This window comes from Salipiger marinus (assembly GCF_900100085.1).
Lineage (GTDB): Bacteria > Pseudomonadota > Alphaproteobacteria > Rhodobacterales > Rhodobacteraceae > Salipiger > Salipiger marinus.
This window is the reverse complement of the sequence record NZ_FNEJ01000009.1, coordinates 164,956-179,485: the sequence shown is the minus strand read 5'-3', so window position 1 is coordinate 179,485 and position 14,530 is coordinate 164,956. Positions and strand designations below refer to the sequence as shown.

Below are 14,530 nucleotides of genomic sequence, written 5' to 3'. Positions count from 1 at the left end.
GCCTGTCTCCGCCTTGCCTGCCGCCCCCCGCTCTGGCGTCACGGGATCAGGACCGGCCCTCGTCAAGGATGCGCTGCAGCCGGGCCTCTTCTTCGGGGGTCAGGCGCTGTTCTTCGGGGTTGGCGCCGCGCGAGCGGCCCCGCAGATAGACCCCGGCCCCCGCCAGTGCCAGCAGCAGCAGGATCGGCCCCGCCGCCCAGAGCAGCCAGTTCCAGCCGCCGGTGGTGGGGCGCAGCAGCACGAATTCGCCATAGCGGTCGACCAGATAGGCCACCGCCTCGGCATCGCTGTCGCCCGCCACCAGCCGTTCGCGCACCAGAAGCCGCAGGTCGCGGGCCAGTGCCGCATCGCTGTCGTCGATGTTTTCGTTCTGGCAGACAAGGCAGCGCAGGTTCTGCGACAGGTCGCGGGCGCGCTGTTCCAGCACCGGATCCTCCAGCACCTCGTCGGGCTGCACCGCCAGTGCGGGCAGCGGCGCCAAGGCCAGCATCAGGGCAAGGGCTGCGTGGATCAGGGCCCGGATCATTCCGCCGGCACTCCCTTCGGCGCGGGCGTGGTCTTGCGCGCGCCTGCGGCCACACGGAAGCGGCGGTCCGACAGGCTGAGCGCGCCCCCCAATGCCATCAGCAGCGAGCCGCCCCAGATCCAGTTGGCCAGCGGCTTGACATAGACCCGCATGGTCCAGGCCCGGTCCGCCTGCGCGTCGCCCAGCACCACATAGACATCGCGAAGGAAGCCGTTGTCGATCGCGGCCTCGGTGGTGGGCATGGCGGCCACGGGATAGTTGCGCTTTTCCGGGTAGACATGCGCCACCTCGGCCCCGTCGCGGCGCACCGACACCTCGCCCCGGTCGGCGAAGTAATTCGGCCCCTGAATGCGGCTGACGCCCAGCAGTTCGATTTCATAGGCGCCGACGGTGAAGGGTTCGTTGACGCGGGCGACGCGGATATCCTCCTGCTCCCATGCCATCAGCCCCGCGACACCCAGCATGGTGATGCCAAGCCCGGAATGGGCCACGGCCTTGCCCCAGTCGGCGCGCGGCAGGTGCCGCAGCCGCCGCCAGTCGCGCGACTGGCCAAGCCGTGCCACCAGATCGGTGACGGCGCCCGCCACCAGCCAAGTGCCAAGGAAGACCCCGATGGGCCCGAACAGGCTGCGCCCGGTCTGCATGGCCCATGCAAGCCCCATCAGCGCCAGCGCCAGACCCAGAGCGGGCGCAAGCTGCCGCAGCACGCGGGCAGGCTTGGCACGTTTCCAGCCCAGCATGGCGCCCACCGGCAGCACCAGACCCAGCACCACCATGAAGGGCGTGAAGGCCATGTTGAAGAAAGGTGCCCCCACCGACAGCTTGCGGTCGAACAGCATCTCCGCGACCAGCGGCCAGAGCGTGCCGGTGAAGACCACGAAACAGGAGACGGCGAGCAGGATGTTGTTCAGCACCAGCGCGGATTCGCGGCTGACCACGCCAAAGATGCCCTTGGCCTGCATGGCGCCTGCCCGCGCGGCATAAAGCGTCAGCGCGCCGCCGGTGAAGAACACGAGGATCCCGAGGATGAACACGCCGCGGTCGGGGTCAGTGGCAAAGGCATGCACCGAGGTCAGCACGCCAGAGCGCACGATGAAGGTGCCAATCAGCGAGAAGCCGAAGGCGAGGATGGCGAGCAGGATGGTCCAGCTTTTCAGCGCCTCGCGCTTTTCCACGACGATGGCGGAATGCAGCAGCGCGGCGGCGAGCAGCCATGGCATGAAGCTGGCATTTTCGACCGGATCCCAGAACCAGAACCCGCCCCAGCCCAGTTCGTAATAGGCCCACCACGAGCCAAGCGCGATGCCGATGGTCAGGAACACCCAGGAGAGCAGCGTCCATGGCCGCACCCAGCGCCCCCATGCCGCATCGACCCGGCCTTCGATCAGCGCGGCGACGGCGAAGGAAAAGCAGATGCTGAGCCCGACATAGCCGAGATAGAGAAAGGGCGGATGGAAGGCGAGCCCGGGATCCTGCAGCAGCGGATTCAGATCCTGCCCGTCAAAAGGCGGGGTGGCGAGCCGGATGAACGGGTTGGAGGTATAGAGGATGAAGGCGAAAAACGCAGCCCCCACCCAGGCCTGCACCGCCAGCACCCGCGCGCGCAGCGTCGGCGGCAGGTTGCCGCCGAACCACGCCGCCAGCGCGCCAAAAAGCGCGAGGATCAGCACCCAGAGCAGCATCGAGCCCTCGTGATTGCCCCAGACGCCGCTGATCTTGTAGATCATCGGTTTGGCGGAATGCGAGTTTTCCACCACGATCCGCAGCGAGAAATCCGAGACCACGAAGGCATGGGTCAGCGCCGCGAAGCTGAAGGCGGTCAGCAGCAGCTGCGCCGTGGCGGCGGGTTCGGCCACCGCCATCCAGCCCGGCCAGCGGAAATGCGCGCCCACAAGCGGCACGATCCCCTGAAGGCAGGCGACGACGAAGGCGAGGATGAGGGCGAAGTGACCGAGCTCTGTAATCATGCTGCCCGTTATACGGGCGGAAAAATGCCCGGCCAAACGAAATCGCCGGCCGGGCAGGTTCACATTGTCGCAAGGGGGCGTCCGTCATGGGGGGGAAGGGCGAAGGGGGCTCTGCCCCCGTCCGCTGGCGCGGACTCCCCCGGGATATTTGGGGCCGCTGGAAACGCCGATCAGCTTCGGGAGGTCCGCCATTCCGCAAGCGCCGCGTTGTCATTGGCCGAGGGAGACGGGGTTGCCGCGCCGTCGGGCGCGGGCATCGGGTGCGGGTCCGGGACGGCGGCGGGCGGCAGGGCACGGGCGGCGGCGGCGGCGCGCAGCAGGCTTGCGCTGAACTCCTGATCCTTGAGCTGCGCGCGGCCCCCGAAATAGAAGGTCACCACCACGCCGAACACCACCCAGGCCGCTTCGGGCAGGATTGCCCAGGCCTGAAACACCTGCGACATGCGCGCCGGATCGCGGGCGGTCTGCACCAAGAGCCAGACGATGCCCAGCACCATCATCGGGCGCGGCAGCCGGTTGACCCCGTCCATGAGCCGATCAAAGGCGCCACGGTCGCGCGCGGCAAATTCCGCCGCCATCTGCTGCAAGGCCGCCGTGTCCAGATCCTGCGCGCGGGCCGCCTGCGCCTCGGCATTGGGGCGCAGGATGCCTGCGGTTTCCACCAGCACGTTGCGGCCCGAGCCGAAGAGCATACTGATTACGGTCGAGATCAGCCCCATGTCGCCACCCGGGCGCGGAACTGTGCCTCCGTGAGGTGAAAGCGCGGCGAGATGAACGTCTCGGCCCGGGTGATCCAGCCGCCCTTGCCCCCTGCCCGGCTGCGCGCATATTTGCGGCTGGCAGGACGGCGGTCGGCCAGCGCGAGATAGTAGTTGCGCCGCGCGATGCCGTAGGCATCGACCAGATGCTCTGGCGCCAGCGCAAGCGCGCGGGCGGCGGCGGCGGCGGTGACCGGCCCCACCACGCCATCCGCCACCAGATCCTCGCCCATTTCGCGCAGCAGCCCCTGCAGCAGCTTCACCGCGGTTGTCCCGGCATTGACATACATGTCAAAGACCGTGGCCTGCAGCGGTCCGGGCAGATCGCCAAGGCGGGGCCGCGTGAAGTAGTGGTCAAGCAGGATCTGCACCGCCTGCGCGTGATCAAGCCGCGCCACATCGGCGGCATCCACATCGCCGTCGCGGTCCAGATCCAGCCCGAGGCGGCGCATCGTATGCACCGTGACGCCGTGATTGGTGGCGCCGCCCGGATCGGCGGGGTCGTTCACATATCCGCCCTCGCGGGCGACGATCTCTTCGGCAAGCTGCCGCACGTCCTGTGTCATGTCCTGCATCCATCTCCTTGCACCTTGGGGCGGTCCCGGCAACGGGCGCGCGCCTTGGGCACAGGGTGGTCGGCAGCGGTTAATCAAACCCCAGCGCGGCGTGCGGGACCGCCGAAGGGCACCGGAGACAGCAGAAAAGGGCCGGGAAATCCCCGGCCCTTTGCATCCTTGTCAAAGCCCTGCGGGGCGGGGCGCGATCAGTTCAGCGCCGAGTCGCCGGCTTCGCTGCGGCCTTCCAGTTCTTCCTGGGTGTAGTTGGTCACGACGGCAAAGCGGCCATCTTCCATCGGCACCATCTTCATTTCCTCAAGCGGCACGAAGACTTGGCTTTCGCCGATGCCGAGGAAGCCGCCGATATCGGCCACGACGCCCTGCAGCGAGCCGTCGGCGTTCAGCACCACATCGGAGATGTCGCCCACATCGTCCCAGTTTTCGTCCACGGCGTCATAGCTCATGGCGTCATCCCATTCGACGCCCTGATCGCCATCGGCGTCAATGGCATAGACGTTGTTGCCGGTGATGTCGCTCGACAGCATGAACTCGCCTTCCAGACCGGCAACCACGGGGCCGCCGTCGTCCATCGGGGTGGCGGTGCTGTCCATGGCGGTGTCGGCCGGCGCGTCGCCCATGGGCGCTGCGGGGGCCATCGGCTCTGCGGCGTTGTCCTGCGCCATGTCCGAGCCATCGTCTTCGGTGGCCTCGTCCAGCGTGTCGGCGGTGTCTTCGTTCTGGGCCTGCGGCGTGGTCAGCGGCGCGCTGTTTTCAGCGGCATCGCCCCCTTCGGGCATGGCCGGGGTTTCGCTGTCCATGGTCGACTGGGCGAAGGCGGAGCCGGCGGTCAGGGCAAGCACGGCGGCGGTCATTTTCAGATGTTTCATCGTAAGTTCCTCCAGATGCTGTCATCTTCTGGAGACACAACGACAAAGGCCCGCTGCCGTTCCGCAGCGGGCCCCCGGGGCTGATCACGTTAAACTCATGGAACCTCAGGTCATATGCTGCTGCGCATATGCAAGCAGCTGCCGGGTGGAGCCATCCTTCGCTGCAGCGCTTTCGCGGCCCTCGACCATGGGGCCAAGCGCTGTGGCCAGTTCCTTGCCCAGTTCCACGCCCCACTGGTCATAGGAGTTGATGTTCAGGATCACGCCTTCGACAAACACCCGGTGTTCGTAAAGCGCCACGATCAGCCCCAGCGTGCGCGGGTCAAGCGCGGGATAGATCAGCGTGGTGGAGGGACGGTTGCCGGGGAACACCCGGTGCCGCGCCTGCCGGTCCAGCTCGTCGCCCTCGAACTTGTCCGCCACCTTGGCGCGCGCCTCGTCCAGCGAGCGGCCCCGCATCAGCGCCTCGGACTGGGCGAAGCAGTTGGCCAGCAGCAGCTCGTGATGGGCCCGCAGATGCGGCTCCTGCCCGCGCGCGCCCACAAGGAACTCGCAAGGGACCACCCGCGTGCCCTGATGGATCAGCTGATAAAACGCGTGCTGGCCGTTGGTGCCCGGCTCGCCCCAGACCACGGGGCCGGAATTATAGGGCAGGTCGGTGCCATCCATGGCGACGCTCTTGCCGTTGCTCTCCATCTCCAGCTGCTGGAGATAGGCGGGCAGGCGCGACAGGCGGTTTTCGTAAGGCAGCACGGCGCGGGTGCCGTGGCCCATGCCCTGATTGTGCCAGATCCCCACCACCGCCAGCAGCGCGGGCATGTTCTCTTCCAGCGGGGCGCGGCGGAAATGGCTGTCCATCGCCTCACCCCCCTCAAGGAAGGCGCGGAAATTCTCGGGCCCCACGGCGATCATCATCGACAGGCCGATCGGCCCCCACATGGAATAGCGCCCGCCGACCCAGTCCTCGAACCCGAAGACGCGGGAGGCGGGGATGCCCCATTCGCCCGCCTTGGCGAGGTTGGAGGACAGCGCGACAAAGCGGCCTTCGGGCGACACCCCCTGCCCCTCCAGCCAGCTGCGGGCGGTGCGGGCATTGGTCATCGTCTCGATGGTGGTGAAGGTCTTGGAGGCGATGACGAACAGCGTGGTCTGCGCGGGGCAGGATTTCAGCACATCGGCGATGTCGGCCCCGTCGACATTGGAGACGAAATGGCAGCGCGGCCCGTCATGCCACGGCGCCAGCGCCAGCGTGCCCATCTTGGGGCCCAGATCCGACCCGCCGATGCCGATATTGACCACATCGGTGATGTCGGAGCCACGGATTTCGCGCGCCAGTTCCTCCATCCGCGCCAGCGTGTCCAGCACGCCGGGCATCACGTCCTGACCGTCCACCTCCACCGGGCGGGCCTCAAGGTTGCGCAGCGCGGTATGCAGCACGGCGCGGCCTTCGGTCTCGTTGATCTTGGCGCCCGCAAACATCATGTCGCGGCGCCGCTCCACCTCGGCGCGGCGGGCCACGGTCAGCAGCGAGTCCATCACCTCGGCGTCGATCTGGGTCTTGGAATAGTCGAAGAGCATCCCCTCCGCCGTGACCGAAAAGGTTTCGGCACGGGCCGGATCTTCGGCAAAAAGCGTCTCGATGCGCCGTCCGTCGCGGGCTTCGGCAAGGCCCTTGAGGTCATTCCACATGATCTGATGTCCGTCTTTCTTGACTGGCTGGAAAAGGCAAAACGTCGCCCGGGCCCGCTATTCGGCCCAGTGCACCACCGCATCGGTCAGCACGGCGTTGATCGGCGCCTCATGGGCGGGCCGACCCTTGGCGGCCTCCAGCGCCGCGCGCTTTTCGGCGCCGAAGATCAGCACATGCTTCTTCATCGCCCCGTCCAGCACCGGCGCCCCCAGCGTGATGCGCGGCTCCGGCGCGCCGGGCGCGCGCATGGGCAGCAGGATCGGCGCGTCGGCGGCCAGCGCCTCGTCCAGACGGTCGGCCCCGGGAAAGATCGAGGCGGTGTGCAGATCAGCGCCCATCCCCAGCAGCAGCACCGACAGCGGCAGCGCGGGGGCGATGGCCTCGGCCAGCGCATCCAGCGCGCCCTCGGGGGCCGGGGCCTCGGCGTAAAGCGGCAGATAGCGCGCCGCCGCCGCCCGGTTGACCAGCAGACGCTGCCGCAGCAGCCGCGTGTTGGACCGTTCGGAGGTTTCGGGCACCCAGCGTTCGTCGGTCAGCAGCACGTCCACCCGGTCCCAGTCCAGCGACACGGCGCAGAGCGCGTCAAAGACCGGCCCCGGAGAGCTGCCGCCCGGCACCGCCAGCGCCGCGCGGTCCTGATGGCTCAGCGCCGCGCGCAGCTCGCTCGCCAGCTGGTCGGCCAGATCGATGGCCAGCATCTCCCGGTCAGGATAGCTGCGGAATTCGTAGGTCATGACTTGATCCTTCGCCAGCGACGTCCGTCGCGGTTGATCAGGAAGGCGGCGTCATCCGGCCCCGCGCTGCCTGCGTCATAGGGTTTGGGGCTGTCGCCGCGGCGTTCCCAGCCCTCGATCAGCGGATCGGTCCAGGCCCAGGCGGCCTCGACCTCGTCGCCGCGCATGAACAGCGTCTGGTTGCCGCGGATCACGTCCATGATCAGCCGCTCATAGGCATCCGCCGCCTCTTCGGCATCCGGACCCAGCGCCTCGGCAAAGGTCATGTCCAGCGGCACGTCCACCAGCCGCATGCCGCCCGGCCCCGGCTCCTTGATGGTGACCCCCAGCGTCATGCCCTCGTTCGGCTGCAGCCGGATCGACAGCACGTTGCGGTGCCGCCCCGAATCGATGCCGAAGATGGAATGCGGCGTCTCCTTGAACACCACCGCGATTTCGGACGCGCGATCCGACAGCCGCTTGCCGGTGCGCAGGTAGAAGGGCGTATTGGCCCACCGCCAGTTGGAGATGTAGCATTTCAGCGCGATGAAGCTTTCGGTCTTGGAGGCGGCATTCTCCACATCCTCGCGATAGGAGGCCATCGCCCCGTCCGAGGTATACTGCCCGCGCACGATCTGGTCGGGATCAACCGGATCCAGCGCCCGGATCACCTTCAGCTTTTCGTCGCGCACCGCGTCCGGATCGAACCGCGCGGGCGGCTCCATCGCGATCAGGCACAGAAGCTGCATCAGGTGGTTCTGCACCATGTCGCGCATCGCGCCCGACTTGTCGTAATAGCTGCCGCGCCCGCTGACGCCCACGGTTTCGGCGACGGTGATCTGGATATGGTCGACATATTGCGCGTTCCACAGCGGTTCGAACAACATGTTGCCGAAGCGCACCGCCATCAGGTTCTGCACCGTCTCCTTGCCCAGATAGTGGTCGATCCGGTAGATCTGGCTTTCGTCGAAATGCCGCGCCAGTTCCTCGTTCAGCGCGCGCGCACTGGCAAGGTTGTGGCCGAACGGCTTTTCCACCACGATCCGCACCTCGTCATGGGCAAGCCCGTGCTGGCGCAGCCGTTCGGCCAGTTTTTTTAACGGGCTGGGCCCCACCGAGAAATAGAAGGCGCGCACGATGCCCTCTTCCTCGCGCAGCGCGGATTTCAGGTCGCACCAGCCGTCATCGCCGCGCGCATCCACCGAGACATAGCCAAGGCAGGACAGGAAATCCTCCACCGCGCAGGCCTCGCTGCGCGAGGGGCCGAATTCGGCGATGGCCTCGCGCACCATGTCACGATAGGCGGTCTCGTCCATGTCGCCGCGCGCGGCGCCGATGATGCGGCTGTCGCGGGTCATCTGCCCCGCGCAGAACCGCCGGAACAGCCCCGGCAGGATCTTGCGCCGGGCAAGATCGCCGGTGCCGCCAAAGATGACGAGGTCGAAAGGGTCGACGGGAATGACGCGGGATACCATGGCGGGCCTGTCTCCGATTCTGCTGCCCGACAGGGGCAGTTAGCGCTAACCGCGGGTGTCTTACCCCGAACTTGCGCACGAGTCTAACACCTCGCTGCGTGGCGGCAATGCACCCGCCGGGGTTTTTGTGACCGGAGGCGAATTGCCGGTGCCGGGTCTGCCCGCTTGAACCGCAGGGCGCGGCATGTCACCTCTGGAGCGCAGCAGCGCGGAGACAGCATGGCACGACGCATCATCATAGACACCGATCCCGGACAGGACGACGCGGTGGCGATCCTGCTGGCGCTGGCCTCTCCGGAACTGGAGGTGCTGGGCATCACCGCCGTGGCGGGCAACGTGCCGCTGGCGCTGACCGCGCGCAATGCCCGGATCATCTGCGAACTGGCCGGACGGCCCGAGGTAAAGGTCTTTGCCGGCTGCGAGGCGCCGCTGGCGCGCCCGCTGGTCACCGCCGAACATGTGCATGGCAAGACCGGGCTCGACGGGCCGGTGCTGCCAGACCCCGCCATGCCGCTGCAGGACGCGCATGCGGTGGAGTTCCTGATCGACACACTGCGCCGGGAGCCGGAGGGCAGCATCACGCTCTGCCCGCTGGGGCCGCTGACCAACATCGCCACCGCCTTTCGCCGCGCGCCCGACATCATCGCACGGGTGCGCGAGATCGTGCTGATGGGCGGCGCCTGTTTCGAGGGGGGCAACATCACCCCCGCCGCCGAATTCAACATCTATGTCGATCCCGAAGCCGCCGCCGAGGTGTTCGCCGCGGGCGTGCCGCTGGTGATGCTGCCGCTGGACGTGACCCACAAGGCGCTGGTGACGGCAGAGCGCAACGCCGCCTTCCGCGGGCTCGGCACGCCCGTGGGCGAGGCCGTGGCGCAGATGACCGAGTTCTTCGAACGCTATGACCGCGAGAAATACGGATCCGACGGCGCGCCGCTGCATGACCCCTGCGTGATCGCCTATCTGCTGCAGCCCGGGCTTTTTGCCGGGCGCCAGATCAATGTCGAGATCGAGACCGCCTCGCCGCTGACGCTGGGCATGACCGTGGCCGACTGGTGGGGCGTCACCGACCGTCCGCGCAACGCGCTGTTCCTGCGCGACATCGATGCGCCGGGATTTTTCACCCTGCTCACGGATCGGCTGGCCACGCTTTGAAATCGCTGCATCTCGCCACGCCCGAGGATCTGGCCAAGCTCATGCCGCTGGTGGCGGGCTTTCATGCCGAACAGGGCCATGAGGGCGAGCCGGAGCTGCTGCAGGAGGCGCTGCTGCCGCTTCTGGAGGGCTCGCCCCATGGCGCGGTCTGGCTGATCGGGCTGCGCCGTGCGCCGGTGGGTCATGTCATGGTCAGCTTCGGCTGGTCGCTGGAACTGGGCGGGCTCAGCGCCCATGTGCAGGAACTGTTCATCCGCCCCGCCGTGCGCCGCCGCGGCATGGGCGGCGAGGCGCTGCATCTGCTCGGGCAGGCGCTGAAACAGGGCGGCGTGCGCGAGTTGCTGCTGGCCGCCGATCCCGGTGACGAGACGCTGACCCGCTTCTGGCGCCGCGCCCGGTTCCAACCGCAGCCGCGCAGCCTGCTGATGCGGCGGGTGCTGTGAGGCTGCGGCGGTAAGGGAAGGCCGGGGGCTCTGCCCCCGGACCCCCGGAGTTTAGGGGCAAGATGAAAGACGGGCCGCCGTCACGGCAGCGGGATATGTTCGGCATCGTCGCCGGGGGGCAGCTGGAAGCGGCCATTCTGCCAGTCGCCCTGACGCCATGCCTCCTTGGCTTCCTCGATGCGCTCCTTTGACGAGGCGACGAAGTTCCACCAGATGTAGCGCGGGCCTTCCAGCGTCTCGCCGCCAAGCAGCATCAGCCGCGCGCCTTCGGCGCCTGCGGTCAGCGCCACGGCGTCGCCGGGGCGGAACACCATCATCTGCCCGGCCTCGAAGCGCCTGCCCGCCTGTTCCACCGCGCCCGAGACCACATAGGCGCCGCGATCTTCATGGGTGTCGGGCAGCGGCACCCGCGCGCCGGGGGCCAGCACCACATCGGCATAGAACATCTCTGACGCGGTCCTGACAGGCGCTTTTTCTCCCCATGCGGTGCCAAGGATCAGCCGCGCGGTCACACCTTCGGCCTGAAGCTGCGGCAGGTCGGCGGCGGGCACATGGTCGAAGGCGGCGGGCCGGTCCTCGTGGCCCTTGGGCAGCGCCACCCATGTCTGGATGCCGAAGAACGGCATGGGCGCGGTCTGGGTGGCGTCGTCTGTGCGTTCGGAATGGGTGATGCCCTGCCCCGCCACCATCCAGTTCACCGCGCCGGGTTCGATCCACTGGTCGGTGCCCAGACTGTCGCGGTGATGCATCCGGCCCTCATACAGATAGGAAATCGTCGCAAGGCCGATATGCGGATGCGGGCGCACGTCGAGCCCCCGGGTTGGCAGGAACTCCGCCGGGCCCATCTGGTCGAAGAAGATGAAGGGCCCGACCATCTGCCGCTGCGGCGCGGGCAGCGCGCGGCGCACCTCGAACCCGCCCAGATCCCGGGCGCGGGGCACGATCAGCGTGTCGATGGCATCCACCTCGTCTCCGGTGGGGCAATGCGGGTCAAGCGCGGGGTTCCAGCTCATGGCATGTTCCTCTGTGACGGTGGCCGCAGGATAGGCCTGCGGCTTGGCGCACGCTACGCTGATCACAGCATGGGTTCTGTGCGTTTTTGCAGCGCAGGCGCGGCCCCTCTTTCCCTTTGCGCTCCGCCCTCCTATCTCTGGCGCATGGTTCTGCACATTCCCTTCGACAACAGCTATGCCCGCCTGCCCCGCAGCTTCTACGCGCGGCAGGCGCCGACCCGCGTCGCCGCGCCGCAGCTTCTGGGGTTCAACACCGCGCTGGCCGACGAGCTTGGCCTGCAGGGCACCGACGATCCGCTACTGGCGGCGATCTTTGCGGGCAATCATCTGCCCGAGGGCGCCGAGCCGCTGGCGCAGCTTTATGCCGGGCATCAGTTCGGCGGCTTCTCGCCGCAGCTTGGCGACGGGCGCGCGCTGCTTCTGGGCGAGGTGGTGGACCGCAACGGCCTGCGCCGCGACATCCAGCTCAAGGGATCCGGCCCCACGCCGTTTTCGCGCCGGGGTGACGGGCGGGCGTGGCTGGGTCCGGTGCTGCGCGAATATGTGGTCTCGGAAGCCATGCACGCGCTTGGCATCCCCACCACCCGCGCGCTGGCCGCCACCGCCACCGGCGAGGAGGTGCTGCGCGAGGCGCCGCTGCCCGGCGCCGTGCTGACACGGGTGGCGGCAAGCCATATCCGCGTCGGCAGCTTTCAGGTCTTTGCCGCGCGCGGCCAGACCGAGGAACTGCGCCAGCTTTACGACCATACCCGCGCCCGGCATTATCCGGACTGCAACACCCCCGCAGAGCTGCTGGCGGCGGTCTGCGAGCGGCAGGCGCAGCTGGTGGCGCAATGGCTGGCGGTGGGGTTCATCCATGGCGTAATGAACACCGACAACTGCACGCTGTCGGGCGAGACGCTGGATTACGGCCCCTGCGCCTTTCTCGACCTTTACCATCCCGATACGGTGTTCTCGTCGATCGACCGGAACGGACGCTACGCCTATGCGGCGCAGGCGGATGTGATCGTCTGGAACATGGCGCAGCTCGCCTCGGCGCTGCTGCCGCTGGAGGAGGATCCGGAGGCCGCCGTGCCGGAGTTTACCCGCATCGTGCATGCCATGCCGGATCTGCTGCGCGGCGCATGGCTCACGCGCTTTGCCGCCAAGCTCGGGATCAGCGCGCCGCGGCCCGAAGATGCCGCCCTGATCGGCGATCTGCTGGCGCTGATGCAGCGCGGCGGGTCGGATTTCACCAACACCTTCCGCGCGCTGGCCGAAGGCGGGCTGCAGGACCAGATCACCGACCGCGACGCGGCGCGCGACTGGGACACCCGCTGGCAGGCGCGGATCGCGGCGGAGCCCGAGCCGGAGGCGGTGATGCGCCGCGCCAACCCCGCCTTCATCCCGCGCAACCACCGGATCGAACAGATGATCGCCGCGGCGGTGGAGGGCGACCTGCGCCCCTTCCACCATCTGAACGCGGTGCTGGCGCGTCCCTATGACGACCAGCCGGAGGCGGCAGAGCTGCGCCGCCCGCCGCTGCCCGACGAGGTGGTGCCCGCCACCTTCTGCGGCACCTGAGGCCCGCGCGCCGCGCGGCACAGATTTTCCTTCACCCCCGCTGCCGCTTCCGGCAAGCTGGGCAGACCGACCGACAGCAGGCAAGGAGGCCGCAATGGGGCTTGTAAAGACACTGACCAAAGTGGCCATCGGCTATGCCGCCGCGCGCGGCGTCGACCGGCTGTCGGGCGGCAAGGGGCTGGGCAGTCTCGGCGGCCTGATGGGCGGCAAGGCGCAGCTTCAGGGCCGCGAGCCGGGCACCGGCCTGCAGGCACAGCTGGGCCGGATGCTGGGCGGCACGGGCACCGGCAGCCCCTTTGACAGCCTGATGCAGAAACTGCCGCAGGGCCTGCCCGGCATGGCCCAGACCCCCGGCGGCGCCAATCCCGGCATGGCGGGCGTGCTGGCCGCAGCCACCGGGGCCGCGGCGCTTGGCGCCAAGGGCGTCGGCAGCCTCATCGACCAGTTCAACACCGAAACCACCCTGCCCGCCGCCGAAGAGGCCGCAGGGCTGATGCTGCGCGCGATGATTCAGGCCGCCAAGGCCGATGGCAGCATCGACGCCGCCGAAAAGGCCCGCCTGATGGAAACCGTGGGCGAGGATGCCACGCCCGAGGACATGGCCTTCGTCAAGGAGCAGCTGGCCGCCCCCGTCGATCCCGAGGCACTCGCCGCCGCCACCCCCGAAGCGCAGCGCATGCAGGTCTATTCCGCCGCCCTGATGACCATCACCGTGGATACCGACGAGGAGGCCGAATTCCTCGACCGGCTCGCCAAGGCGATGAACCTGCCCGAAACCACCGTCAACGCCCTGCACATGCAGATGGGCCTGCAGCCGCTTTACTCCTGAGCGGCATGACAACGCATCCGCTTTACGGTCTGGGACTGGCCACGCTCGGCGCCCTGATCCTGACCCCCGACGTGCTGCTGATGCGGCTGTCCGGCCTTGACGGGCTGTCGATGCTGGCATGGCGCGGCACGGCGCTTGGCCTGACCTTCTGGGCGATCTGGCTGCTGACCGCGCGCCGCCCGCTGGCGCTGGCGCCGCTCGCCACCCGCGCCGGGATCACGGTGATCCTCTGCCAGACCGCCAATGCCGCGCTGTTTGCGCTTGGCGTGTCGCTGGCCCCCGCTGCCGTGGTGCTGCTCGCCGTGGCCACCATGCCGGTCTGGGCGGCGGTGCTGGCGCGGCTCCTGCATGGCGAGGCCACCAGCCGCGCCACATGGGTCGCCATGGCGGCGGTGCTGGCGGGCATCGCGCTGGCGATCAGCGGCAAGGGCGATCTGGGCATCGGGCCCGTGGCGCTTCTGGGCGCGCTCTGCGGGCTTGGGGTGGCGGTCACGCTGGGGCTGAGCTTCGTCACGCTGCGCCACGCGCCCACGCTGCCGCTGCTGCCCGCCATGGGCACGGGGGCGCTGATCTCTGGGCTGGCGGGGCTGACGCTCGCCGCCCCCGGCGCGCCGACGGATGGCGCGATCCTGCCGATCCTCGCCACCGGCCTCGTGATCCTGCCCGCCTCGTTCTTCTGCCTTTCCACCGCCTCGCGGCACACGGCGGCCTCCAATGTCAGCCTGCTGATGCTGCTGGAGACGGTGCTGGGCCCGCTCTGGGTCTGGCTGGTGCTGGCCGAGGCGCCCACCCCGCGCATGCTGGCTGGTGGCGCCGTGGTGGTGGCCAGCCTCGCGCTCTACCTCGCCGCGACCCGGCCCCGCCGCAGGCCGCTTCCAGCGGCTCCAAATATCCCGGGGTGAATTGAGCCCGCAGGGCTCAAGAGGGGCAGCGCCCCTCCTGTCCCTCCCGTCC

14 protein-coding genes are annotated in these 14,530 nt (G+C 68.6%); 5 read left to right on the top strand and 9 right to left on the bottom strand.

Features of this window, described 5'->3' with window-relative positions; genetic code table 11:
• Nucleotides 1–46: 46 nt before the first annotated feature.
• From BLR51_RS12305 to zwf, 8 genes are all read right to left on the bottom strand, one after another.
• Entirely contained in the window at nucleotides 47–526 is a 480-nt protein-coding gene (locus BLR51_RS12305; protein ID WP_089847322.1) for a cytochrome c-type biogenesis protein, read from the bottom strand.
• Nucleotides 523–2,493, bottom strand: a complete 1,971-nt coding sequence (locus tag BLR51_RS12300) for a heme lyase CcmF/NrfE family subunit (RefSeq protein ID WP_089847320.1) — start codon at nucleotides 2,491–2,493, stop codon at nucleotides 523–525. Before BLR51_RS12300 ends, BLR51_RS12305 begins: the two co-directional genes overlap by 4 nt.
• 170 nt (nucleotides 2,494–2,663) lie before the next feature.
• Nucleotides 2,664–3,212: a 3TM-type holin gene (locus BLR51_RS12295; protein ID WP_089847318.1), complete on the bottom strand. Its 549-nt coding sequence runs from the start codon at nucleotides 3,210–3,212 to the stop codon at nucleotides 2,664–2,666.
• Complete coding sequence (locus BLR51_RS12290; protein WP_089847441.1) at nucleotides 3,203–3,817, bottom strand: holin-associated N-acetylmuramidase; 615 nt, start codon at nucleotides 3,815–3,817, stop codon at nucleotides 3,203–3,205. The genes BLR51_RS12295 and BLR51_RS12290 overlap by 10 nt, the downstream gene beginning before the upstream one ends.
• 197 nt (nucleotides 3,818–4,014) lie before the next feature.
• Nucleotides 4,015–4,695 (bottom strand): PRC-barrel domain-containing protein, encoded by a 681-nt coding sequence (locus BLR51_RS12285; protein ID WP_089847316.1) that lies wholly within the window; start codon nucleotides 4,693–4,695, stop codon nucleotides 4,015–4,017.
• 105 nt (nucleotides 4,696–4,800) lie between these two features.
• The gene (gene pgi / locus BLR51_RS12280; protein WP_089847315.1) at nucleotides 4,801–6,384 is read right to left on the bottom strand and encodes a glucose-6-phosphate isomerase; all 1,584 of its coding nucleotides are present in this window, start codon (nucleotides 6,382–6,384) and stop codon (nucleotides 4,801–4,803) included.
• Between the two features lie 57 nt (nucleotides 6,385–6,441).
• Nucleotides 6,442–7,119 carry a 6-phosphogluconolactonase gene (gene pgl / locus BLR51_RS12275; protein ID WP_089847313.1) on the bottom strand — a complete coding sequence of 226 codons (678 nt, stop codon included), beginning with the start codon at nucleotides 7,117–7,119 and terminating at the stop codon, nucleotides 6,442–6,444.
• Complete coding sequence (gene zwf / locus BLR51_RS12270) at nucleotides 7,116–8,573, bottom strand: glucose-6-phosphate dehydrogenase (RefSeq protein WP_089847311.1); 1,458 nt, start codon at nucleotides 8,571–8,573, stop codon at nucleotides 7,116–7,118. The genes pgl and zwf overlap by 4 nt, the downstream gene beginning before the upstream one ends.
• Nucleotides 8,574–8,792: 219 nt before the next feature.
• Between zwf and BLR51_RS12265 the strand changes: the two genes are divergently transcribed.
• Together BLR51_RS12265 and BLR51_RS12260 are read left to right on the top strand one after the other, a co-directional pair.
• A complete protein-coding gene (locus BLR51_RS12265) occupies nucleotides 8,793–9,728 on the top strand; it encodes a nucleoside hydrolase (protein ID WP_089847309.1) in 936 nt (311 codons plus the stop codon).
• Nucleotides 9,725–10,171 carry a GNAT family N-acetyltransferase gene (locus BLR51_RS12260; protein ID WP_207543624.1) on the top strand — a complete coding sequence of 149 codons (447 nt, stop codon included), beginning with the start codon at nucleotides 9,725–9,727 and terminating at the stop codon, nucleotides 10,169–10,171. Before BLR51_RS12265 ends, BLR51_RS12260 begins: the two co-directional genes overlap by 4 nt.
• Before the next feature lie 80 nt (nucleotides 10,172–10,251).
• On the opposite strand, the gene BLR51_RS12255 is transcribed toward BLR51_RS12260, so the two are convergent.
• Entirely contained in the window at nucleotides 10,252–11,184 is a 933-nt protein-coding gene (locus BLR51_RS12255) for a pirin family protein (protein ID WP_089847307.1), read from the bottom strand.
• 144 nt (nucleotides 11,185–11,328) lie between these two features.
• On the opposite strand from BLR51_RS12255, the gene BLR51_RS12250 reads away from it, so the two are divergent.
• The 3 genes from BLR51_RS12250 (at nucleotide 11,329) to BLR51_RS12240 (ending at nucleotide 14,478) form a co-directional block, all read left to right on the top strand.
• Entirely contained in the window at nucleotides 11,329–12,747 is a 1,419-nt protein-coding gene (locus BLR51_RS12250) for a protein adenylyltransferase SelO (RefSeq protein ID WP_089847437.1), read from the top strand.
• A 94-nt stretch (nucleotides 12,748–12,841) separates the two neighbouring features.
• Entirely contained in the window at nucleotides 12,842–13,576 is a 735-nt protein-coding gene (locus BLR51_RS12245) for a DUF533 domain-containing protein (protein ID WP_089847305.1), read from the top strand.
• A gap of 5 nt (nucleotides 13,577–13,581) precedes the next feature.
• The gene (locus tag BLR51_RS12240; RefSeq protein WP_089847303.1) at nucleotides 13,582–14,478 is read left to right on the top strand and encodes a DMT family transporter; all 897 of its coding nucleotides are present in this window, start codon (nucleotides 13,582–13,584) and stop codon (nucleotides 14,476–14,478) included.
• The last annotated feature ends 52 nt before the right edge of the window (nucleotides 14,479–14,530 follow it).

What these genes read in the sequence shown, in the direction of transcription:
- BLR51_RS12305 (WP_089847322.1), bottom strand. Translation starts at nt 526, where the DNA reads ATGATCCGGGCCCTGATCCACGCAGCCCTTGCCCTGATGCTGGCCTTG.
- BLR51_RS12300 (WP_089847320.1), bottom strand. Translation starts at nt 2,493, where the DNA reads ATGATTACAGAGCTCGGTCACTTCGCCCTCATCCTCGCCTTCGTCGTC.
- BLR51_RS12295 (WP_089847318.1), bottom strand. Translation starts at nt 3,212, where the DNA reads ATGGGGCTGATCTCGACCGTAATCAGTATGCTCTTCGGCTCGGGCCGC.
- BLR51_RS12290 (WP_089847441.1), bottom strand. Translation starts at nt 3,817, where the DNA reads ATGACACAGGACGTGCGGCAGCTTGCCGAAGAGATCGTCGCCCGCGAG.
- BLR51_RS12285 (WP_089847316.1), bottom strand. Translation starts at nt 4,695, where the DNA reads ATGAAACATCTGAAAATGACCGCCGCCGTGCTTGCCCTGACCGCCGGC.
- pgi (WP_089847315.1), bottom strand. Translation starts at nt 6,384, where the DNA reads ATGTGGAATGACCTCAAGGGCCTTGCCGAAGCCCGCGACGGACGGCGC.
- pgl (WP_089847313.1), bottom strand. Translation starts at nt 7,119, where the DNA reads ATGACCTACGAATTCCGCAGCTATCCTGACCGGGAGATGCTGGCCATC.
- zwf (WP_089847311.1), bottom strand. Translation starts at nt 8,573, where the DNA reads ATGGTATCCCGCGTCATTCCCGTCGACCCTTTCGACCTCGTCATCTTT.
- BLR51_RS12265 (WP_089847309.1), top strand. Translation starts at nt 8,793, where the DNA reads ATGGCACGACGCATCATCATAGACACCGATCCCGGACAGGACGACGCG.
- BLR51_RS12255 (WP_089847307.1), bottom strand. Translation starts at nt 11,184, where the DNA reads ATGAGCTGGAACCCCGCGCTTGACCCGCATTGCCCCACCGGAGACGAG.
- BLR51_RS12250 (WP_089847437.1), top strand. Translation starts at nt 11,329, where the DNA reads ATGGTTCTGCACATTCCCTTCGACAACAGCTATGCCCGCCTGCCCCGC.
- BLR51_RS12245 (WP_089847305.1), top strand. Translation starts at nt 12,842, where the DNA reads ATGGGGCTTGTAAAGACACTGACCAAAGTGGCCATCGGCTATGCCGCC.
- BLR51_RS12240 (WP_089847303.1), top strand. Translation starts at nt 13,582, where the DNA reads ATGACAACGCATCCGCTTTACGGTCTGGGACTGGCCACGCTCGGCGCC.